Consider the following 19,415-nt stretch of genomic DNA (forward strand, 5'->3'; position numbering starts at 1 on the left):
TTCGCGTGCGTTTCCGGCTTGGCTTCCTCTGCCAGAAGTGCCACGCTTGCAGGATGTCGTCTTTCAGGGAGAAACTCTGTAATGAATCAGCCGCAAGCGAAAAAAATCCCCCACCACATGACGTTACACGGCGAAACGCGTACCGATAACTATTTCTGGCTGCGTGATGATGACCGGCAAAACCCCGAGGTACTGGCTTATCTGGAGGCGGAAAACCGCTACGGTAAAGCGATGATGGCTTCTCAGGATGCGTTGCAGGATCGGGTATTGAAAGAGATCATCGATCGGCTGCCGGCGCAGGACCATTCGGTACCGTACGTTAAACGCGGCTATCGCTATCAAAGCCGTTACGAAGCCGGCAATGAGTACGCAGCCTATTTCCGCCAGCCGGTGGATGCGCCCGCCGACCAGCCGTGGCAGCTGCTGTTAGATGGCAACCAGCGCGCCGCACACAGTGATTTTTACACCATGGGCACGCTGGATATCAGCCCGGATAACCAGGTGATGGCGCTGGCGGAAGATTTTTTGTCGCGCCGCCAGTACGGCATCCGCTTTCGTAACCTCAACAGCGGCAGCTGGTATCCGGAGGTGCTGCGCGACGCGTCCTCCAGCGTGGCGTGGGCCAACGACTCACGCACCCTCTACTACGTACGCAAGCATCCGAAAACGCTGCTGGCTTATCAGGTGTGGCGTCACGAACTGGGGCATCCGCAGTCGGAAGATCAGCTGGTGTATGAAGAGCAGGATGAGTCTTTCCACCTCAGCGTGCATAAAACCACCTCGGAACACTTCATCCTGATCGCGCTGTTCAGCACTACCACCAGTGAAATTCTGCTGATTGACGCGGAATATCCGGACGCACAGCCGCAGGTGTTTTGTCCGCGGCGGCGCGATCATGAATACAGCATCGATCACTATGATCACCAGTTCTTCATTCGCTCCAACCGCGACGGCAAAAATTTCGGCCTGTACCGCAGCGCCTGGCTGGCTGAAGATCGCTGGCAAACCCTGATTCCGCCGCGCGACCACGTGGTGATGGAAGATTTCCAGCTGTTTCGTAACTGGCTGGTGGTAGAAGAGCGTCAGCGCGGGGTTAACACGCTGCGACAGATTAACTGGGCCAGCGGTGAAAGTTACGGCATTGCCTTTGACGATCCGGCCTATGTCACCTGGCTGGCCTACAACCCCACGCCGGAAAGTGACACGCTGCGCTACGGCTACTCGTCGATGACGACGCCGACCACGCTGTTCGAACTGAACATGGAGACCGGCGAGCGGCGCATCCTCAAGCAAACCCCGGTGCCGGGCTTTGACTCTGCCGACTACAAAAGTGAACACCTGTGGATCACGGTGCGCGACGGCACGGAAGTGCCGGTCTCACTGGTTTATCACCGTAAACACTTTCAGCGCGGCGCCAATCCGCTGCTGGCGTACGGCTACGGCGCGTATGGCAGCAGCATGGAGGCAAGTTTTGGCACCAGCCGCATCAGTTTGCTGGAGCGCGGTTTCATCTACGCGATTATCCACGTGCGCGGCGGCGGCGAGCTGGGCCAGCAGTGGTATGACGATGGCCGGCTGCAACATAAAATGAATAGCTTCACCGATTTCATTGATGTTACCGAAGCGCTGGTGGCGAAAGGTTACGGTAACCCGCAGCAGCTGTATGCCATGGGCGGCAGTGCCGGTGGCTTGCTGATGGGCGGCGTGCTGAATATGGCGCCGCAGCTGTTTCACGGCGTGATCGCTCAGGTGCCGTTTGTCGATGTGGTCACGACCATGCTCGATCCGTCGATTCCGCTGACCACCGGTGAATATGATGAGTGGGGCAATCCGGAGCAGGCGGAATTCTATCGCTACATCCGCCAGTACAGCCCTTATGACAACGTGACGGCGCAGGCGTATCCGCACCTGCTTGTAACCACCGGGCTGCACGATTCGCAGGTACAGTACTGGGAGCCGGCGAAGTGGGTGGCAAAGCTGCGTGAGCTGCGCACCAACGATGCGCTGCTGTTACTCTGCACCGATATGGATTCCGGCCACGGCGGCAAGTCAGGACGTTATAAATCCTATGAAGGCGTGGCGCAGGAGTTCACTTTCCTGATCGCCCTGGCGCAGGGCACGCTGCCGCCACGCAGCGATTACTGAGTGTCCTTAACGTATTTGCGCAGCGTCTGCCGCAGCGGCGCGCGCAAATCACGTACGTTTTCCAGTACCCAGCGCAGATAGCCCGGATCTTTACGCGCGATGCTGCCGATGCTCTGACCACGATACTTACCAAACGGGAACACCTCGTCGCTGACCGGTGCCGGCTGGCAGCGACTCACCATCTCGCTGGCGCTCCAGCCGGAGGTTTCGATAATGCGGATCAGCAGCGCGGCGGTGACGTAGCAATCGTAGAGCGCGCGGTGTGCGTGCAGATCATCCGGCGGCGACACCTCGAGTTTGAGGCTGTGGCGCAGCGCCTGATTACCGTATTTAATGCCCGGCCACAGCTGGCGCGCCAGCGTCATGGTGCAGATCCATTCGCCCGGCATCGTCGGCAGCATGCGCCGGTCAAAGCTGGCGTTATGCGCCACATAGTGCGGGCTACCGTGATAGCGGCCAATCGCCTCTTCGATGGTCGGTTTGCCCACCACCATGGCTTCAGTGATGCGGTGCACCGCCATCGCCTGACGACTGATGGGCCGATCCGGGCAGATCAGATCGCTCATCGGATTGACGATCTGGCCGTCAATGACATCCACCGACGCCACTTCCACCACGCCGCCCTGCAGGCCACAGGTTTCCGTATCGATTACGCGTAACATAAATTATTTCTGCTTAGGTTCGTAGGGTAGGCGGGAGAGACTGAGCGATGCCTGGCGATAGGCCATCAGGCGCTGACGGAACCAGTCGCGCAGCGCTTCCGGCTGCTCGCGCTCAACCATCTCGGCGATCACCGGCATGTTGTAGCGCTCTTTAAACGCCACGCCAGCGGCGGCGAGATCGACGTTTACTTTGTCTTTCTCTTCCTGCGACAGCAGGGCAAGGTTTTGGCTCATGCTTTTCTCCTGATAAACAGGGGCAAAAATAATGGTTTCGCCCTGCTGGATCAAGGGAATTGGATCGCACCGCAAGTCTCGACAGCCTAAAAGCAGCGGCGTATCCTGCTGCCACATTTGCGGCGCAGTGCCGCAGTTAAAAGGGAAGACGTGATGATGAAAACTGCATCCAGGCGCGTTATCGCGCTACTGCTGGCGGGCGCGACGCTGGGCTTCAGCCAGCTGGCTCTGGCACATGCCCACCTGAAAGCCCCGGTGCCGGCGGATAACGCCGTGGTGGAGCACGCGCCGCAGCAACTCACCCTGACATTTACCGAAGATATTGAACCGGCATTCAGCGGCGTGGAAATGACCAACGCGCAGCAGCAGCCGGTGGCGCTGGAGAAAGCCCAGCTGAATCCGCAGCAGCACGATCAGCTGATTGTGCCGATCGCCCAGCCGCTGGCGTCGGGCCAGTATCAGGTCAACTGGCACGTGCTGTCAGTGGACGGCCACAAAACCAAAGGTAGCTACAGCTTCAGCGTGAAGTAATGAGTCTTAGCGCGTTCTGGATCGGCCTGCGGGCGCTGCATTTTCTGGCGCTGTTTCTGCTGACCGGCAGTGCATTTTATACCGCGTTGCTGGCGCCGGCGCGCTACCGACCGGTGCTGACACAGCGCTGGCGGCGGCTGATGGGATACAGCGCCGTGCTGAGTTTACTCAGTGCGCTGTTGATGCTGGCAACGCAGACCGGGCTGATGAGCGGCGACTGGCGCAGTATCGCCAGCATCGACGTCTGGCTGGCGGTGCTGGGCACGCGCTTCGGCGCGGTGTGGCGCTGGGTTATCCTGTTTGCCCTGCTCAGCACGCTGGCGCTGCGCCTGCGAGGTAATCTGCGCCAGCAGGCGTTACTGACGACTGCGCTGTTGCAGCTGGTGGCGCTGGCGGGTGTCGGCCATGCGGCGATGCGCGACGGCATGCCGGGACTGCTGCAGCAGGGGAATCATGCGCTGCACCTGATCGCGGCCGCCTTCTGGGCCGGTGGTCTGCTGCCGCTACTGCTATTAATGCGCGAGGCGCGTAACATTGCCTGGCGCACCGATGCCATTCGCAGCATGATGCGCTTTTCACGCTATGGTCATCTGGCCGTGGCGCTGGCGATTGTTACCGGCACGGTCAACAGCCTGCTGATTGCCGGTACGCCGCTCAACTGGGCCGTCACGCTGTGGAGCGAGCTGCTGGTGAGCAAAGCGTTGCTGGTGGCACTGATGGTGCTGATTGCGCTGCTTAATCGCTATCTGCTGGTGCCGCGTTTTCGCCTGGCCGCCAGCCGGGCACCGAAACTTTTTATCCGCCTGACGCAGCTCGAGCTGCTGCTGGCGTTGATTGTTATCGGGCTGGTGAGCGTGTTTGCCACGCTGTCGCCGGCCTGAACCTGTTAAAAGATGAGATGAGGTCGAGATTTTGCTGAAGAAACTGATTCCAGCTGGGTTAATGATGGCGTTGTGCAGCCAGGCTTTCGCCGGGCAGATTATCACCGTCAGCCGTTTTGAAATGGGTAAAGATAAATGGCCGTTCACCCGTGAAGAGGTGATGCTGACCTGCGAGAAAGATGGCGCGCTGTTTGCCATCAACCCCAGCACACTGCTGCAGTATCCGCTTAATGATAAAGCGCTGGCGCGCGGCAATGCCGGGCAGGGCACATTGCAGTCCATCGATACCATCCTTGCCGCCGATAAAGCGCATCCCGGACAAAAGATGAGCCTGCAGCCGATCGTCGATCGCGCGCAGCAGTTGTGCGGTAAATAATTCGTGCATTATCAGGCGTAGCGCACATTTTTGCCGCTGCGCCTGCCAGCCGTTAGTGCCAGCCCGATCACAGAGTTGGCAGCTTTTGCCGGCGGCGAAGCCCGCTGGCTGGAAAATCACCGATGCTGGTCTACCTTTAAAAGGCAAGGCGTCCTCGCCTGCAAAAATGCCAACTTTTAGCGCACGGCTCTCAACGAGCCATTTCCCTGGACCCGATACAGGAATCGTATTGGGTCTTTTTTTGTCTCTTTTTCGGCTTATTCTTTACCTGGCAAAATGGCAGTCGTGGCCGCAGCAAAATAATTATTTTAAATGCCTAAGGCTTTCAGAGATTAAAATAGTGACTGATTCTATCCACTTAAAACTTTAAACGCGGAGCGTTGACCGTTTCGTTACGCCTTTAATTGACCATTAAATTTTATTACCCCTTGTGTTTACCCGCCAGACGTGCGTTAATGCGTCTCCGGTCTGATAAGCAGACAGTCCCATAGTTAGTTCGTTTTGTATCTCTCATCTGTGTTAGTGCCTTTCCTGTGCCTTTCTCTTTGAGTTTTATCTCAGGTTCTGATGTGTCGCTGCGGTTCAGCCTCTAATGCCATATGGCTCATTATCAAGGTATAAACATGTCAAATAAAATGCTCGGTACAGTAAAATGGTTCAACGCTGAGAAAGGTTTCGGCTTCATTTCTCCGGAAGACGGCAGCAAAGACGTTTTCGTCCATTTCTCTGCCATTCAGGGAACTGACTTCCGTTCACTCGATGACGGTCAGAAAGTTGAATTCTCTGTGGAAAACGGCCCTAAAGGTCCGTCAGCTGTTAACGTTACAGGTCTCTGATTATTACAGTAATTAATGCTATGAGATGCCCACAATGTCAGGGCTCTCAATATCGCCAGTCCATTTTTGACAGGAACAGGCAAAATCCACTCGGCGCAAAATGTATTTTTTGTAAGTCGATTATGATTGCCATCGCCTCGTCGTTGTATGTGATGAAAGAAGCGAATTAATTCAGTTGTGTTATTCATGTGGCGAAATAAATTAATAACCACACCTGATGACTAACGCAGCGAGTACCCTATTATTGGTCGCCTTCGGGTGGCCTTTTTTGTTTATCGCGTTAGCCGAGGGCAGGCGATAAGCAAAGCGTTAACCCATAACTAATTTACTTCTTACGCTTAATTCACAGATGCGTGATAAACCCGCCGGGCTGAAGGATAACGCAACTAAAATAGTTATTACCCAATGTGGGGTATGGAGGTGCTTATGTCAGAACGACCCGATGATGTCACTCCGCTGCCTGACGATGCGCAGGTACCCGGCGAAGAGCCGCTTGATGACGATGATGATACCGACACCGGATTGCCTGAAGACGATGGGCAAAAACCGATCTAATCGATAAACCTCCCGCGGGAGGTTTTTTTATCATGTGGGTATTGGCTGTGGTGGAATCAATAGCTTCCCCAATCATCCACATTTCCATTCAGCGCGGTGGTTTATGCTGTTCACGTTGAGGCGTTTTTCTTCGCGCGCCGGGTACGCAGATATTCTTCCAGATAAGGTAGCAGTTCAAACACCACGATTGCGCACAGTACGCCAATAATATAACCCTGCGGTAGCGGATCGGCACGCAGCGTAAGAGTAAACCGGGGCGTTTCATTGCCGGCCCCAAACAGCGCGAGAAATTGCGGCCAGTGACGGGAGATCACCAGTAGCAGCGCCATCAGCGGCACCATTTCGAGAAAACTGTGGATGTGTTGTTCGACCGGCGTCACTTTTCTGCTTTTCACCGCGAAGCTGACGTCCCATAACGCAGTGGCTTCATGACAAAAAAACAGCACGATCATTAGCGCAATAATCAGCGCATTGACCTCAAGAAATAATGCCAGCAGCAGCGGAGTGCCCATCTCCAGAAACATTAAAATATGTATCCATGTCTCTTTAACGCCGGAGGTGTGCTCTATTTCGGTTGCGCGATGGCAAAGCCAGTCGGCAAAGCCAGCAATAAGCCAAACCGGTAAGACAAAATAGAGTAACAGCAACATTTGTGGATCAAGACTGTGCATCAGCATATCCTTTATTTCAGCGTAATAACCAAGCATAGCTATGAAAAATTAATCAGGATAATGGCGGTGAACTTTAATTAAGCCAGACGTAAAAATGCCGCCGGGAATAAAACCAGGCGGCAATAAGGACGATAAATTTTCAGGGCAGGGCGTGATAAGTGCTGATGCCGCTAACAGTCAGGCCTGCGGCTGACCTACCGGCCCCTTACTCATTGGACCGCCGGGCACCGGTTGTTCTGCAGGGACATTAGGGCGTCCGTCCGGGCCTATTGGCCGTTCAGGTTGCTGACAGCCAGCCAGCGCGGTCAGGGTGGAGAGGATTAACAGACTGGCAAACAGGCTCTTCATGCGATGATTTCCTGCGAAGGGAAAGATAACGTCCGCCGCACACGCGACGGCGGACCGGACAATAATGCATTAAGGTTCTTCAATACGTGCAACATCCACGCGGGTATTTTCGCCCCGGCCATACACTTTGCCGCTCACCCGGACCTGATCCTCGGCGTTATAGGTTTTGCCTTTGAAGGTATCGGCTGCAGCCTTAATGGTCACGGTGCCGGTGCTGTCGCGGAATTGATAATTATCACCGCTTAGCTTTTTAACGATATAACCTTCCAGCGTGACATAGCCGCCCTGACGAAAATCCCGAATTTGTTCGATATGCGTCTGACCGGTGTCTTCAGAACCTTTATAACCGGCGTCCTGTTGTTTCTGCGGTGGCGGGGTTTTACCGCCCTCAAAGCCGCCCTGTTCAGCGATAGCGCCCAGACTAAACACCATCAGCAGTGACGCCAGTACCGTTTTTTTCATCATAATCATTCCCTCTTGATTGCAACATTCCACAATAACTTAAGCCTGGCACAGGATCGCGCATCCCGGGAGCCGTTACGCTGAATCGTTATTTAGCACGCTGGCCGGAATGTCGATGCGATCGCCCAGCGACCAGCGTTTCTGCCCCAGCACGCGCTGCGGCGTGGTGTCCGGTACGTTGAAATAGTAACCGACGGCGCCGTTATCGTCGGGCTGCGCTTTAAACAGCGTGTCCGGACGGATGCCCATCTCATTGAGGTCGTCGTCGCTTAACGCAAGGTAGGTGGCTAATGCAGACTGGCTCATGGCTTTCCTCCTGTCTTATGGGTACGTATTCAGTTAAGCATCGATTGGTATTTATGCCATCGGCTGCGCTTATTGCAGGCAGGTGCTGATTTGACGAATGCCAGATGCTGTTCTTGACTGAGTCGTACAGGCTTTAAATTGAGGTCGCTACCATGACTGAGCTATTCCATATTATTTCCGTCGGTACCCTTGTTGCCGGACTTTATTTGCTCAATTAGCGCATTTATTAAGCGCAATAACATTGCGTGAGATAATACGCAAGTGACGTTGTCACATACGATGCATTGGCATGCTGAGCGCAACGCAGCGGATATTTGCAGCAGCCAGCCACAGCGAAAAATGGTATAACAGGGCGCATTGATTGATGGCCGCTTAACAGGATTTCGCATGGCAGCAAATACACACTATCTTCTCTGGGTAATGATTGGCACGCTCACCATTCTGAGCATTTTTATCGGCGCGATTGTCGGTCAGGCCAAAACGCCGCGCACCGGATTGCTGACCTTTGCCGGTTTGTTTGTCGGTTTTATGCTGGCGATCTTTTTAATCACGCGTTAGGCATAGATTGGCCATAGCAGTAGTGTGATTGTGGTATGCACCGTTGACTCAGCCAGACAGCGTACCAGATCAATAGTTGAGAATGATAGTTAATATCATTTAACTTGTTCGGAATAATCTTAAGCGTTACAGTAGGTGCCGTCCCTTACAGAGCTAACACCTTGATTGAGTGCCGGAGATAAGCGCCGGGGGGAATTTTCACAGGGCTGCAGGATGCAGCCACTGCTGAAAACCTTACAGCGGCCTGCGCGCCGCCAGCAAAAACAGCATCGGACGCTCGCGCTCCTCATCCAGCGCCGGATTCTCCGCTACCTGCTGTACATCCGGACCCCACTCATCCAGCCGTTCAATCACCAGACCGGCGGCAATCAGCGCGTTAATCCAGGTTGCCAGCTTGCGGTGCTGCTTCTTCACGCCGGCGGCAAACCAGTTGCTGATCCGTTCCCCTTCCTGCTGATACTGATTGACTGGCCAGCTGCGCTGCCCGGCATCATCGATGAACCACTCCTGCTGACGCGGAGCGGTATAAATCGGATGCTCGCATGAAAACACCAGCGCGCCGCCGGGACGTAACGCATGAAAAATCGTGGCAAACAGGGCGTCGATATGGCTGAGATAGTGTAGCGCCAGCGAACTGTACACCACATCAAAAGTGCTGCTGAGCTGCAGGGTTTCGAGGTCAGCGCGCTGGTAAGTGATGCCGGGCCGATCGGTCATGGCAGCGGCCTGCGCCAGCATTTTTTCTGACACATCCAGCCCCAGCACTTCACGCGCGCCTTGCTGCTGCGCATAACGACAAAACCAGCCGTAGCCGCAGCCCAAATCCAGCACGCGCTGGTCACGCAGTTCAGGCAGCATTGCCCGCAGCGCGGGCCACTCGGGCGCGCCGTCCAGTCCGTTGACCGAACGCGGCAGGGTGGCGTAGCCAGCAAAAAAATCGGGGTTATCGTAGATATTCTGACTCATGGCGACTCCTTTCAATAAGACGCAAAGGAGTGTAAGCGTTTAGCGCGGTATGAAACACCGCTCAGCCAACAAAAAGCAGATGCACCAGGCGCGCGAGCGACTCCAGCAGTAGCAGGCTGCCAATAAAAATCATCACGAGGATGCCAACAAACTGTTTCCGACTGCTCACGCTGATGCCTCCGCGGCTACCCCTCACCGGACTATACTTTATGCCGGGTTTACTAAACTTCCAGTCAACCGGGGCAGATTACATGTTTTATCAGACGCTGCGTGCAAATAACTGGCGCAATATTTGGGTGGTCGGTGATTTGCACGGCTGCCGCGCGCAGCTTGATGCGCAGCTGCTGCGGCAGGGCTTTGATCGGCAACAGGATCTGCTGCTATCGGTCGGGGATTTAATCGACCGCGGGCCGGACAGCCTTGGCTGTCTGCAACTGCTGGAAGAGCCGTGGTTCCGCTGCGTGCGCGGTAATCACGAGCAGATGGCGCTCGATGCGCTGCAGGGCGACGATCCGATGCTGTGGATGATGAACGGCGGGGACTGGTTCTGGCAGCTGAGCGGTGCGCGGCTGATTGCCGCGCGTCATGCGCTGAAGCGCTGTGCCGAACTGCCGCTGATATTACATCTGCAATTCGAGGAGCGCGTCATCGTCATTGCTCATGCTGACTATCCTGCCAGTGCCTATGCACTGGGACAGGATGTCGACTGGCATCAGGTCGTCTGGAGCCGCGACCGGCTCGCTCGCCATCAGCGCGGTCGTTCGCAGCCGATCGCCGGTGCCAGTGCGTTCTACTTTGGCCACACGCCGCTGGAGCAGCCGCTTAACGCCGCGAATCAGCACTACATTGATACCGGCGCGGTATTTGGCAACAGGCTGACGCTGGTGCAATTGCAGTAATGCATGTTAGCGGAACAGCCGGCCGTCGCGCACCAGTTCACGCGGATAGCTGTTTTTAACGCGGCTTCCGACGCGTTTCGCCAGGCCCAGCGGCTGCTGCTGGTAAGTGACAATCACCTCATCGCGCGCGGGCGGCGTGTCGGGATGGATATCCTGACCGCGATACCAGCTTTCCGCCTGCGCTTCGTCCAGTTCGAACGCCAGCGCGCTGTCCGGTTGCGCCAGCGCCACCACCGCTTCATGCTGCCAGCGAAAGCCTTTCGGGAAGGTTTCCGCCAGTTTGAGACCAATACGCGAGAAACGCACTTTGCTGAGCCAGCTCTCCAGCGCCGCCGGGAACAGCCACAGCTCTTTGTCGCGCTGCCACAGCGTCAGGCTCTCATCCCAATGCAGTCCCACCTTGTGCGCGGCCTGCGCCACCTCCGCCACCAGCTTGCGGCTGGCGGGTGAGAAGGGCAGCTTACCGAGTTTGTAGGTCGGTGCCGGCAATGGCGGCACGCTGGCAGTTTTGCGCAGCCGCGCGACGAAAAAGCCTTCGCTGTCGTAGATATGCGGAAACACGTGCAGGAAGCCTTCCGGCGTCAGCGCACGTTCGGCGCCAGCGAACAAATCGTTGAGCGGCACAATTTCCAGCGCCTGCGGATAGCGCTGCTGCAGCCAGGCAATCACCTGCTGGTTTTCGATGGTATTGAGCGTACAGGTCGAGTAAATCAGCGTGCCGCCCGGTTGCAGCGCGTGAAAAGCGCTGTCGAGTAAATCGCGCTGGGTGGCGGCGATGGCCTCGGTGCTGGCCAGCGTCCAGTTGCGCAACGCGTCAGCATCTTTCCGTACCACGCCTTCGCCGGAGCAGGGCGCATCCAGCAGTATGGCATCGAACTGTTCCGGCAGCGCGGCACCAAAGACGCGCCCGTCAAAATGGGTCAGCGCCACATTGCTGACGCCGCAGCGGCTGATATTGGCATGCAGCACTTTCACCCGGCTGGCGGAGTATTCATTGGCGAGGATCGCGCCCTGATTGCGCATCAGTGCGGCCATCTGCGTGGTTTTAGAGCCTGGCGCAGCGGCCACATCCATCACCTGGCGGGCATCCGGCGCGGCGTCAAACAGCGCGCTGACCGGCAGCATTGAGCTGGCTTCCTGAATATAGAACAGACCGCTGAGGTGTTCCGCGACGCTGCCGAGCGGCAGCGATTCGTCATCACGCGCAATCCAGAAGCCTTCCCGACACCACGGAATCGGCGTCAGCTGCCAGCCGTAGCCCGCCACGCGCGTGAGAAAATCCTCTACGCTGATTTTCAGCGTGTTGACGCGCAGACTGCGGCGCAGCGGCTGCTGACTGATGGCGAGAAAGCGTTCGAGTTCGGCCTCATCGGCCAGGCTGGCGCGCATCAGCGCGAGAAAATCTTCAGGAAAACGATCGGACACGGATATCTACCGGACTAACAAAGTGAGGGCGAAGTGTAACGCCGAGCCCGGCTCAGGTACAGCCGTGCGCAATATCCCTGGCGCAAATAAGTCGGGCAGCCCGCAGGCTGCCCGTTGTCTCAGTTTGGCGATGGAATCGCCGTGCCCCAGTTGCGCCACTCTTTTGGCGCTTCATCCTGCAGCAGGAAGTGCTTGTCGGCACCGGCCTGCGGCGCCAGCGGCACCGTTGGTGGTGTGGCAAACTGGATGCCGCCGCGAATGAACTGCTGGAAGGTGCCGGTTTTCACCACGCCGCCAATCAGACCAAAGTCGAGGTTATAACCGGAGGCCAGCCAGAACACCGAGTTGTTACGCACCAGATGCTGATACTTCTTGCTGATGCGCAGCGCGATTTGCACGCGGTCGGCCATGTTACCCAGCGAAGTGCCGGTTACCGTGCCGACTTCTACACCGCGGAACAGCACCGGCGTGCCAATCGACAGCGAACCGGCTTCGGTGGTATCCACATAGATGTTCAGCCCATTGAGGTAACGCGAGTCGGTAATGGTGCTCTCCTGCAGCTCAAAGCTGCGCGCCAGCGCGCCTTTGCCCGGGTCCACGTTCACATACGGCTGCAGCAGCGTTTCCAGGTGATTGACGCCGGCGGGCGAAATCTCCGGCGAGACAACAGAGAAGCGGCTGCCGATGCGCGCGAAGTCCTGCACATACTCCGGATAGAGCACCGCTTTCGCCACCACCTGGTTGTTATCCTGGCTCAGTGCCAGCGACTCCACCTGACCGACGTTGATGCCGAGATAGCGGATTGGCATGCCGGCCGACAGTTTGCTGGCATCAAAGGTGTGCAGGGTAATCTGGCTGCCCACCGCACGCGCGGCGCTCTCTGACGGATAGAGCACGCGTTTAACGCCTTTCGCTGCCTGCGCGCCCGTCAGGTTATCAAAGCTGATTGCGCCTTTCAGCGCGCGGTTCAGCGGCGAAGCCTGCACGGTCAGACCGCTGCCGTTGAGCTGGACTTTGGCACCGCCTTCGGCCCAGAACACGCTTTCGCTGGTCAGCAGCTTGCGATACTGCGGCTGGATATGGACCGAAATCTCAAACGCATCGGCGCGCGGCACCACATCCACCACTTCACCGACCTGGAACTTGCGGTACAGCACCACCGAGCCGGCCTGCACATCCGGCAGGCTGTTGGCGGTCAGTTTGAGCGTGGTCGGCGGCTGATCGCCGGTAATGCCTTCCGCCGCGCGCTCTGAATCGGCGTACAGCGGATAGCGGCTGGACGGCTGACCTTTCGCACCCGGCACCAGCCGGATACCGCCGTCGACCCATTCGCGCGCGCTGGCGCCCAGCACCTGCATGCCGTCGAGGCCAAATTTAACGTCGAGACGGCTGTTAACGATGAACTTACTGTCGGCGTGCACCAGCTGGCGGTGCTCCGGATTGATGGCCGCCACAAAGCTGATGCCGTTTTCATCCAGCCGGCGCGAAATGACCTGGCCGATCTTCACGCCATACAGCATTACCGGCTGTCCGGCGTCGATACCGTAGGTTTCCGGCGCGCTGAGCTGAACGGTGAGCACATCCGGCTTCTGCAACAGCGTTTCGCTGGCCGGCAGCACGCTGAAGTGATCCTGCGGCTCACCTTCGCCCGGGACCAGTTCCAGCGTATTGCCGGTCAGCAGGCTGCTCAGGCTGGTGTCGGTCAGGCTGAGTTTCGGCGCGCGCATCTCAATCCGCGTGCCGCTGCGCATCAGGCCGGTGACGGAGGGATCGATCGTCAGCTCGCCGGACACTTTACCGCCCGGCAGCAGCGTCAGTTTGGTCAGGGTGCCCACTTCCAGCCCCTGATACATCAGCGGCGTACTGTCGGCTTTCAGGTTGTCGCCGTTGGGCAGATCGAGCGAAATCAGCACGCCGCGCTGGCTGTGTGCCAGATCCGAATAGAGCTGATAGTTTTGATCGCTGTTGGCCTGTTCGCCGCTGTCCGGCGAGTCAAAGGCAATCGCGCCATTCACCAGCGCGGCCAGGCTCTCCAGCTTCACTTTGGCGCCGCTCAGGCTGACATCGGCGTCAACGCCCGAGACATTCCAGAAGCGGCTCTGTTTTTTCACCAGGTTGGTAAAGCGCCGCTCAATCAGCACATCGATGGTCACGCCATCGGTATTACCGTTGATGCTGTAGTCATAGACGCGGCCGACCGGAATTTTACGGTAATAGACAAGCGAACCGGTGTTGAGCGAGCCGAGATCGGGCGCGTGCAGGTGAATCAGCAGTTCGCCGGTGTTTACCCGGTATTTTGGCTGGGTGTCCAGCGCGGTGAAGTGATCGCGCTCTTTGCCGTCGCCGGGCATCATGCCGATGTAGTTACCGCCCACCAGCGCATCCAGCCCGGAGACGCCCGCCAGCGAGGCTTTTGGCGTCACCAGCCAGAACTGGGTGTTCTCCCGTAGCGCATCGCGCATGTCGCTCTTGATGCTGGCTTTGATCTGAATGCTGCGGTAGTCATCGCTCAGCACAATGCCCTGCACGGTGCCCACTTCCACGCCCTGATAGCGAATCGGCGTGCGGCCCGGCACGATGCCGTCCGCGGTCTGGAAGTTGATGGTGATGGTGGTGCCGCGCTCCTGATAATTGGTCCATAACAGCCAGCCGGCAATCAGCAGGGCGATAATGGGCAAAAGCCAGAACGGCGAAATCTTGCGTTTATTACGCAGATTAGCGCTAGTCGGTGTAGTCGGCGTTTCCTGTTGCATGTGCATCCCAGATCAGGCGGCTATCGAGCCACTCAACGGCCATAATGGTCAGGATGACTGCCGCGCCAAAGTAGAAGGCGGCAGGTCCCATGGTAAAAGCCAGCAGCTGGTCACGATTGACCAGCGACATGGTTAAAGCAATGACGAACAGATCCAGCATCGACCAGCGGCCCACCCAGGTGACGGCGCGCAGCAGACGGATGCGGGTTTTCAAACCCTGTTCACACTTAAAATGGATGCTGAGCAACAGCGTCAGCATCACTAACACCTTGGTAAACGGCACCAGAATACTGGCGATAAACACCACCGCGGCCACCGGCACGTTACCGGAGGCGAGGCCGAGAATACCGGAGAAAATGGTGTCTTCGCGCCGCGCACCGTTGACGTACACCACCGAGATCGGCAGCAGGTTAGCCGGGATCAGCAGCACAATCGAGGCGATCAGCGCCGCCCAGGATTTTTGCAGGCTGTGGCGGCGGCGAAAATCGAGCGGCGTATGGCAGCGCGTGCAGCGTCCGCGTTCATCGGGCATACCGGTATGGTGGCAGTTCAGGCAAACCTGCCACTGCTCGGGCGGTTCGTGCGGCACCGACTGCGGGTAATAATGTTCCCACAGCTCCTCCACGTTGAGATGAATCAGCGTCAGCAGGCTCATAATGGTCAGCGCGATATAGGCGACCAGCCCGTAGCCGACCTCCAGCGCGGCATAATCCTGCACCTTAATCGATGCCACCGCCACGCCGACCAGATAGATATCCAGCATGACCCACTCTTTGAGTTTCTCCAGCATCAGCAGGACCGGGCGCAGGTTCATGCCGAGCGCGTGGCCAATCCACAAATAGCAAATGCCAGCCACCAGCGTCACCGGCGCGCCAATCGTGCAAAACGCCACCATGGCGGCTGTCAGCACGTTGCCCTGTTGCGCCATCTGCAGCACGCCCTCCAGCAGGCTGGCGTTGATGCGCATGCCAAGCAGGCGGATATCCACCAGCGGCAGGCTGAAGGCGAACGGCATTAGTACGATCATCGTGACGGCCATGGCGGTGAGCCGCGTCATTGACCAGTCGCGACCGTTCTGAATACGGGCATGACAGCGCGGGCAATAAGCCGACTGATGCGATTTCACATCCGGTAAGGAAAAAAGGGTATCGCATTGCGGGCAACGCTGATAACGTGCGTGGGGCAACGTCTGGCTGATGGCGTGAATTTTCATAAATGACGCAAGGGGCCCATTGTTCGTTACAGTTACCGGCATGCGGAGCAGAGCTCGTCTGTCTGCATCAATCTATGGTACGAGAATAGTCTCAAGCATAGCGTGCTAAGGGTATAGTAACTAACACAATGATTCACCTTGTGGGGTTGGATTATTAGTGCTTATTTTAACAACTGAGTGACAACAAGGTCACGCCAGTGATGAGTTATGGTTAAACAATGAACAAAAAAGCCTTTTACGAGGATTTAAATCGCGATGTCCGCGCACTGTTAGCGGGCGAAACTTCTTTCCTGGCGGCGCTGGGCAACTGCAGTGCGCTGCTGTTTGAACGCCTGGAAGGGGTTAACTGGGCAGGCTTCTATCTGCTGACCGAGCCGGAGACACTGGTGCTGGGGCCGTTCCAGGGCAAAATCGCCTGCGTACGCATTCCGGTGGGTAAAGGAGTATGTGGCACCGCGGTTGCGGAGGATAGCGTGCAGCGGGTTGAAGACGTGCACGCTTTCCCGGGGCACATTGCCTGCGACGCCGCCAGTAACGCGGAAATCGTGATTCCTCTGAAAGTGAATGGCACGATGGTCGGTGTTCTCGACATCGACAGTACGGTTTATTCTCGCTTCGATAGCGAGGATGAAGCGGGGCTGGTAGCCCTTACCGACGGGCTTTGTGCAGTGCTGGCGAACAGCGACATTGAAAAATTTCTTCAGCTGACGCGCAGCTAATCGACTGGATCACATAGCATTTGGCGATGTTGTCATTATAATGTCGCCTGTTCATGCCTGCTCTGGTCGGCAAACCCGTTGTAATCAGGAAATTTCATGGAAAATCAACCTAAGTTGAACAGCAGTAAAGAAGTCATCGCCTTTCTGGCGCAGCGTTTTCCGCACTGCTTTAGCGCCGAAGGTGAAGCGCGTCCGCTCAAAATCGGTATCTTTCAGGATCTGGTGGAGCGCGTTCAGGGCGAAAACAGCCTGAGCAAGACGCAACTGCGTTCGGCCTTACGCCTTTATACCTCAAGCTGGCGTTATCTTTACGGCATTAAAGCCGGTGCCACCCGTGTCGATCTCGACGGCAACGCCTGTGGCGTGCTGGATGAGCAGCACGTAGAACACGCGCGCAAGCAGCTGGAAGAAGCCAAAGCGCGCGTGCAGGCGCAGCGCGAGCAGCAAAAAGCGAAAAAACGTGAAGCCGGTGAAGAGACCGCTGAGCGTCGTCCGCGCAAGCCTGCTGCCCGTAAAGCGGCGGAGGGTGACGCACCGCGTAAGCCACGTCCACAGGCACCGCGTGCTGCGGCCGGTGAGCGTCAGGCTGCTCCGCGTCCACCGCGGGCAAAACCCGTCACTGACACTTCAACGTTGCAAGCGGGTCAAAACATCAAAGTCAAAGCAGGCAAAAGTGCAATGGACGCTACCATCCTGGAAATTACCAAAGATGGCGTCCGGGTCCAGCTCGCTTCCGGCCTGGCAATGATTGTGCGCGCAGAACACTTGCAGTTCTGAAACGGAGGCCCGACCCTGGCATGAACAGCATTTTTAAGATCGGTATGATCGCGGGCCTGCTGCTGGCAGGCCCCACCTTTGGCGCGGACAACATTACCCGCGCCGACCAGATTCCCCAGTTACACGAAGAAGCACAGCATCCTACCGTCAGTGAACGCGTCACTTCGCGTTTCACCCGCTCTCACTATCGTCAGTTCGATCTGAATCAGGATTTTTCGGCGAAAATTTTTGACCGCTACCTGAATCTGCTCGATTACAGCCATAACGTGCTGCTGGCGTCGGACGTGGCACAATTCGCCGACAAGAAAACCACGCTCGGTGATGAGCTGCGCAGCGGCAAGCTGGATGTGTTTTACGATCTCTATAATCTGGCGCAGAAGCGCCGCTTCGAGCGCTATCAGTATGCGCTCAGCGTGCTGAACCGCCCGATGAACTTCACCGGCAATGACACCATCGATATCGATCGTGCCAAAGCACCGTGGCCGAAAAGCACAGATGAGCTAAACGCGCTGTGGGATGCCAAGGTGAAGTATGACGAGCTGAGCCTGAAGCTGGCCGGGAAAGATGACAAAGAGATTCGCGAGACGCTGACCAAGCGCTACAACTTTGCCATCCGTCGTCTGGCACAAAGCAACAGCGAAGATGTGTTCCAGCTGGCTATGACCGCGTTCGCGCATGAAATCGACCCGCATACTAACTATCTGTCACCGCGCAACACCGAGCAGTTCAATACCGAAATGAGCCTGTCGCTGGAAGGTATCGGTGCCGTGCTGCAGATGGATGATGACTACACGGTGATCAACTCGATGGTCGCCGGTGGTCCGGCGGCCAAGAGCAAATCCATCAGCGTGGGCGACCGCATTGTGGGCGTCGGCCAGCCGGGCAAGCCAATGGAAGATGTGATTGGCTGGCGTCTGGATGACGTGGTGTCCAAAATTAAAGGGCCGAAGGGCAGCAAAGTGCGCCTCGAGATCCTGCCAGCCGGCAAGGGCACCAAAACCCGTACCGTGACGCTGACGCGTGAGAAAATCCGTCTGGAAGATCGCGCGGTGAAGGGCACCGTGCACAACGTCGGCAAAGAGAAAGTCGGCGTGCTGGATATCCCGGGCTTCTACGTTGGCCTGACCGATGATGTGAAAGTGCAGCTGCAGAAACTGCAGAAGCAGAATGTCGACAGCATCGTCATCGATCTGCGTACCAACGGCGGCGGCGCGCTGACCGAAGCGGTATCGCTCTCCGGCCTGTTTATTCCGAGTGGTCCGGTGGTGCAGGTGCGTGACAATAATGGTCGCGTGCGTGAGGACAGCGACAACGACGGCATCGTTTACTACAAAGGTCCGCTGGTAGTGCTGGTCGATCGCTTCAGCGCCTCGGCGTCGGAAATCTTTGCCGCGGCGATGCAGGATTACGGCCGCGCGCTGATTGTCGGCGAACCGACCTTTGGTAAGGGCACGGTGCAGCAGTATCGCTCACTCAACCGCATCTACGATCAGATGCTGCGTCCGGAATGGCCAGCGCTGGGCTCAGTCCAGTACACCATTCAGAAGTTCTACCGCATCAACGGCGGCAGTACTCAGCGGAAAGGCGTCACGCCAGACCTGCTGATGCCGACCGGTGTGGAAGCAGCAGAGACCGGCGAGAAGTTTGAGGATAACGCGCTGCCGTGGGACAGCATCAACGCGGCGACCTACACCAAAACCGGCGATATCACGCCGCTGGTGCCGCAGCTGACCAAAGAGCACGCCGATCGCATCGCCAAAGATCGCGAGTTCCAGTACATCATGAAAGACATTGCGCGTTTCAACGCGATGAAGGACAAGCGTAACATCGTGTCGCTCAATCTGGCCCAGCGCGAGAAAGAGAACCACGAAGAGGATGCGCTGCGTCTGGAACGTATCAATGCGCGCTACCAGGCGGAGGGCAAAGCGCCGCTGAAGAGCCTGGACGATCTGCCGAAAGACTACAAAGAGCCGGATCCATATCTGGATGAAACGGTGAAAATTGCTAACGATTTGGCCCAGCTGGAAAAAGATCAGCCAGCGCCGGCGGCAGCGAAGTAACCCTTCGGCCTGAAATCACAGCACCGCTGCGGCGGTGC

At 57.1% G+C, this 19,415-nt stretch carries 22 protein-coding genes; 12 read left to right on the top strand and 10 right to left on the bottom strand.

Going from position 1 to position 19,415, the window contains the following annotated elements:
* Positions 1-81 precede the first annotated feature (81 nt).
* Positions 82-2,145: a prolyl oligopeptidase family serine peptidase gene (locus H7K56_RS00220; protein ID WP_088518142.1), complete on the top strand. Its 2,064-nt coding sequence runs from the start codon at positions 82-84 to the stop codon at positions 2,143-2,145.
* Here H7K56_RS00220 and exoX read toward each other — a convergent pair.
* Together exoX and H7K56_RS00230 are read right to left on the bottom strand one after the other, a co-directional pair.
* Entirely contained in the window at positions 2,139-2,807 is a 669-nt protein-coding gene (gene exoX / locus H7K56_RS00225; RefSeq protein ID WP_150360574.1) for an exodeoxyribonuclease X, read from the bottom strand. The two genes, H7K56_RS00220 and exoX, sit on opposite strands and share 7 nt — an antisense overlap.
* Positions 2,808-2,810: 3 nt before the next feature.
* Positions 2,811-3,041: a DNA polymerase III subunit theta gene (locus H7K56_RS00230; protein ID WP_010616356.1), complete on the bottom strand. Its 231-nt coding sequence runs from the start codon at positions 3,039-3,041 to the stop codon at positions 2,811-2,813.
* Positions 3,042-3,194: 153 nt separating this feature from the next.
* On the opposite strand from H7K56_RS00230, the gene copC reads away from it, so the two are divergent.
* The 6 genes from copC to H7K56_RS23260 all read left to right on the top strand — a co-directional run bounded on the left by copC (position 3,195) and on the right by H7K56_RS23260 (position 6,220).
* Positions 3,195-3,572: a copper homeostasis periplasmic binding protein CopC gene (gene copC, locus H7K56_RS00235; RefSeq protein ID WP_150360573.1), complete on the top strand. Its 378-nt coding sequence runs from the start codon at positions 3,195-3,197 to the stop codon at positions 3,570-3,572.
* Positions 3,572-4,453 carry a copper homeostasis membrane protein CopD gene (gene copD, locus H7K56_RS00240; RefSeq protein ID WP_150360572.1) on the top strand — a complete coding sequence of 294 codons (882 nt, stop codon included), beginning with the start codon at positions 3,572-3,574 and terminating at the stop codon, positions 4,451-4,453. The genes copC and copD overlap by 1 nt, the downstream gene beginning before the upstream one ends.
* Positions 4,454-4,481: 28 nt before the next feature.
* On the top strand, positions 4,482-4,829 hold the full coding sequence (locus H7K56_RS00245; protein WP_150360571.1) for a YebY family protein: 348 nt from the start codon (positions 4,482-4,484) through the stop codon (positions 4,827-4,829).
* Between the two features lie 623 nt (positions 4,830-5,452).
* Complete coding sequence (gene cspE / locus H7K56_RS00250) at positions 5,453-5,665, top strand: transcription antiterminator/RNA stability regulator CspE (RefSeq protein ID WP_021510003.1); 213 nt, start codon at positions 5,453-5,455, stop codon at positions 5,663-5,665.
* A gap of 20 nt (positions 5,666-5,685) precedes the next feature.
* Complete coding sequence (gene ymcF, locus H7K56_RS23255; RefSeq protein WP_230857119.1) at positions 5,686-5,835, top strand: cold shock small protein YmcF; 150 nt, start codon at positions 5,686-5,688, stop codon at positions 5,833-5,835.
* Between the two features lie 256 nt (positions 5,836-6,091).
* Positions 6,092-6,220, top strand: a complete 129-nt coding sequence (locus H7K56_RS23260; protein WP_256445323.1) for a hypothetical protein — start codon at positions 6,092-6,094, stop codon at positions 6,218-6,220.
* Positions 6,221-6,330: 110 nt separating this feature from the next.
* Here the strand turns inward: H7K56_RS23260 and H7K56_RS00255 are convergent, their stop codons facing one another.
* From H7K56_RS00255 to H7K56_RS00270, 4 genes are all read right to left on the bottom strand, one after another.
* Positions 6,331-6,891 carry a diguanylate cyclase gene (locus tag H7K56_RS00255; RefSeq protein WP_211368504.1) on the bottom strand — a complete coding sequence of 187 codons (561 nt, stop codon included), beginning with the start codon at positions 6,889-6,891 and terminating at the stop codon, positions 6,331-6,333.
* A 177-nt stretch (positions 6,892-7,068) separates the two neighbouring features.
* Complete coding sequence (locus H7K56_RS00260; RefSeq protein WP_058774586.1) at positions 7,069-7,239, bottom strand: hypothetical protein; 171 nt, start codon at positions 7,237-7,239, stop codon at positions 7,069-7,071.
* A 69-nt stretch (positions 7,240-7,308) separates the two neighbouring features.
* Complete coding sequence (locus H7K56_RS00265; RefSeq protein ID WP_058757753.1) at positions 7,309-7,701, bottom strand: YgiW/YdeI family stress tolerance OB fold protein; 393 nt, start codon at positions 7,699-7,701, stop codon at positions 7,309-7,311.
* A gap of 75 nt (positions 7,702-7,776) precedes the next feature.
* On the bottom strand, positions 7,777-8,007 hold the full coding sequence (locus tag H7K56_RS00270) for a hypothetical protein (RefSeq protein ID WP_150360569.1): 231 nt from the start codon (positions 8,005-8,007) through the stop codon (positions 7,777-7,779).
* A 387-nt stretch (positions 8,008-8,394) separates the two neighbouring features.
* Between H7K56_RS00270 and H7K56_RS00275 the strand changes: the two genes are divergently transcribed.
* On the top strand, positions 8,395-8,565 hold the full coding sequence (locus tag H7K56_RS00275) for a hypothetical protein (RefSeq protein ID WP_165899336.1): 171 nt from the start codon (positions 8,395-8,397) through the stop codon (positions 8,563-8,565).
* A 234-nt stretch (positions 8,566-8,799) separates the two neighbouring features.
* Here H7K56_RS00275 and H7K56_RS00280 read toward each other — a convergent pair whose 3' ends face one another.
* Complete coding sequence (locus tag H7K56_RS00280; protein ID WP_058774587.1) at positions 8,800-9,531, bottom strand: class I SAM-dependent methyltransferase; 732 nt, start codon at positions 9,529-9,531, stop codon at positions 8,800-8,802.
* A 251-nt stretch (positions 9,532-9,782) separates the two neighbouring features.
* On the opposite strand from H7K56_RS00280, the gene H7K56_RS00285 reads away from it, so the two are divergent.
* Positions 9,783-10,430: a metallophosphoesterase gene (locus H7K56_RS00285; RefSeq protein ID WP_127834766.1), complete on the top strand. Its 648-nt coding sequence runs from the start codon at positions 9,783-9,785 to the stop codon at positions 10,428-10,430.
* 6 nt (positions 10,431-10,436) lie between these two features.
* On the opposite strand, the gene rsmF is transcribed toward H7K56_RS00285, so the two are convergent.
* From rsmF to yebS, 3 genes are all read right to left on the bottom strand, one after another.
* The gene (rsmF, locus tag H7K56_RS00290) at positions 10,437-11,861 is read right to left on the bottom strand and encodes a 16S rRNA (cytosine(1407)-C(5))-methyltransferase RsmF (RefSeq protein WP_150360568.1); all 1,425 of its coding nucleotides are present in this window, start codon (positions 11,859-11,861) and stop codon (positions 10,437-10,439) included.
* 113 nt (positions 11,862-11,974) lie between these two features.
* Complete coding sequence (locus H7K56_RS00295; protein WP_150360567.1) at positions 11,975-14,608, bottom strand: PqiB family protein; 2,634 nt, start codon at positions 14,606-14,608, stop codon at positions 11,975-11,977.
* Entirely contained in the window at positions 14,577-15,821 is a 1,245-nt protein-coding gene (yebS, locus tag H7K56_RS00300; protein ID WP_150360566.1) for a membrane integrity lipid transport subunit YebS, read from the bottom strand. Before yebS ends, H7K56_RS00295 begins: the two co-directional genes overlap by 32 nt.
* Positions 15,822-16,039: 218 nt before the next feature.
* On the opposite strand from yebS, the gene msrC reads away from it, so the two are divergent.
* From msrC to prc, 3 genes are all read left to right on the top strand, one after another.
* A complete protein-coding gene (gene msrC, locus H7K56_RS00305; protein WP_058774590.1) occupies positions 16,040-16,540 on the top strand; it encodes a free L-methionine (R)-S-oxide reductase MsrC in 501 nt (166 codons plus the stop codon).
* 96 nt (positions 16,541-16,636) lie between these two features.
* Positions 16,637-17,317, top strand: a complete 681-nt coding sequence (gene proQ, locus H7K56_RS00310) for an RNA chaperone ProQ (RefSeq protein WP_010616374.1) — start codon at positions 16,637-16,639, stop codon at positions 17,315-17,317.
* A 20-nt stretch (positions 17,318-17,337) separates the two neighbouring features.
* Positions 17,338-19,377: a carboxy terminal-processing peptidase gene (gene prc / locus H7K56_RS00315; RefSeq protein ID WP_021510017.1), complete on the top strand. Its 2,040-nt coding sequence runs from the start codon at positions 17,338-17,340 to the stop codon at positions 19,375-19,377.
* The last annotated feature ends 38 nt before the right edge of the window (positions 19,378-19,415 follow it).

The sequence above is a fragment of the Pantoea dispersa genome, assembly GCF_014155765.1.
Classification (GTDB): Bacteria; Pseudomonadota; Gammaproteobacteria; order Enterobacterales; family Enterobacteriaceae; genus Pantoea; species Pantoea dispersa.

Coding starts and splice junctions, on each gene's coding strand:
- H7K56_RS00220 (WP_088518142.1), top strand. CDS start 82: ATGAATCAGCCGCAAGCGAAAAAAATCCCCCACCACATGACGTTACAC.
- exoX (WP_150360574.1), bottom strand. CDS start 2,807: ATGTTACGCGTAATCGATACGGAAACCTGTGGCCTGCAGGGCGGCGTG.
- H7K56_RS00230 (WP_010616356.1), bottom strand. CDS start 3,041: ATGAGCCAAAACCTTGCCCTGCTGTCGCAGGAAGAGAAAGACAAAGTA.
- copC (WP_150360573.1), top strand. CDS start 3,195: ATGATGAAAACTGCATCCAGGCGCGTTATCGCGCTACTGCTGGCGGGC.
- copD (WP_150360572.1), top strand. CDS start 3,572: ATGAGTCTTAGCGCGTTCTGGATCGGCCTGCGGGCGCTGCATTTTCTG.
- cspE (WP_021510003.1), top strand. CDS start 5,453: ATGTCAAATAAAATGCTCGGTACAGTAAAATGGTTCAACGCTGAGAAA.
- ymcF (WP_230857119.1), top strand. CDS start 5,686: ATGAGATGCCCACAATGTCAGGGCTCTCAATATCGCCAGTCCATTTTT.
- H7K56_RS23260 (WP_256445323.1), top strand. CDS start 6,092: ATGTCAGAACGACCCGATGATGTCACTCCGCTGCCTGACGATGCGCAG.
- H7K56_RS00255 (WP_211368504.1), bottom strand. CDS start 6,891: ATGCACAGTCTTGATCCACAAATGTTGCTGTTACTCTATTTTGTCTTA.
- H7K56_RS00260 (WP_058774586.1), bottom strand. CDS start 7,239: ATGAAGAGCCTGTTTGCCAGTCTGTTAATCCTCTCCACCCTGACCGCG.
- H7K56_RS00265 (WP_058757753.1), bottom strand. CDS start 7,701: ATGAAAAAAACGGTACTGGCGTCACTGCTGATGGTGTTTAGTCTGGGC.
- H7K56_RS00270 (WP_150360569.1), bottom strand. CDS start 8,007: ATGAGCCAGTCTGCATTAGCCACCTACCTTGCGTTAAGCGACGACGAC.
- H7K56_RS00275 (WP_165899336.1), top strand. CDS start 8,395: ATGGCAGCAAATACACACTATCTTCTCTGGGTAATGATTGGCACGCTC.
- H7K56_RS00280 (WP_058774587.1), bottom strand. CDS start 9,531: ATGAGTCAGAATATCTACGATAACCCCGATTTTTTTGCTGGCTACGCC.
- H7K56_RS00285 (WP_127834766.1), top strand. CDS start 9,783: ATGTTTTATCAGACGCTGCGTGCAAATAACTGGCGCAATATTTGGGTG.
- H7K56_RS00295 (WP_150360567.1), bottom strand. CDS start 14,608: ATGCAACAGGAAACGCCGACTACACCGACTAGCGCTAATCTGCGTAAT.
- yebS (WP_150360566.1), bottom strand. CDS start 15,821: ATGAAAATTCACGCCATCAGCCAGACGTTGCCCCACGCACGTTATCAG.
- msrC (WP_058774590.1), top strand. CDS start 16,040: ATGAACAAAAAAGCCTTTTACGAGGATTTAAATCGCGATGTCCGCGCA.
- proQ (WP_010616374.1), top strand. CDS start 16,637: ATGGAAAATCAACCTAAGTTGAACAGCAGTAAAGAAGTCATCGCCTTT.
- prc (WP_021510017.1), top strand. CDS start 17,338: ATGAACAGCATTTTTAAGATCGGTATGATCGCGGGCCTGCTGCTGGCA.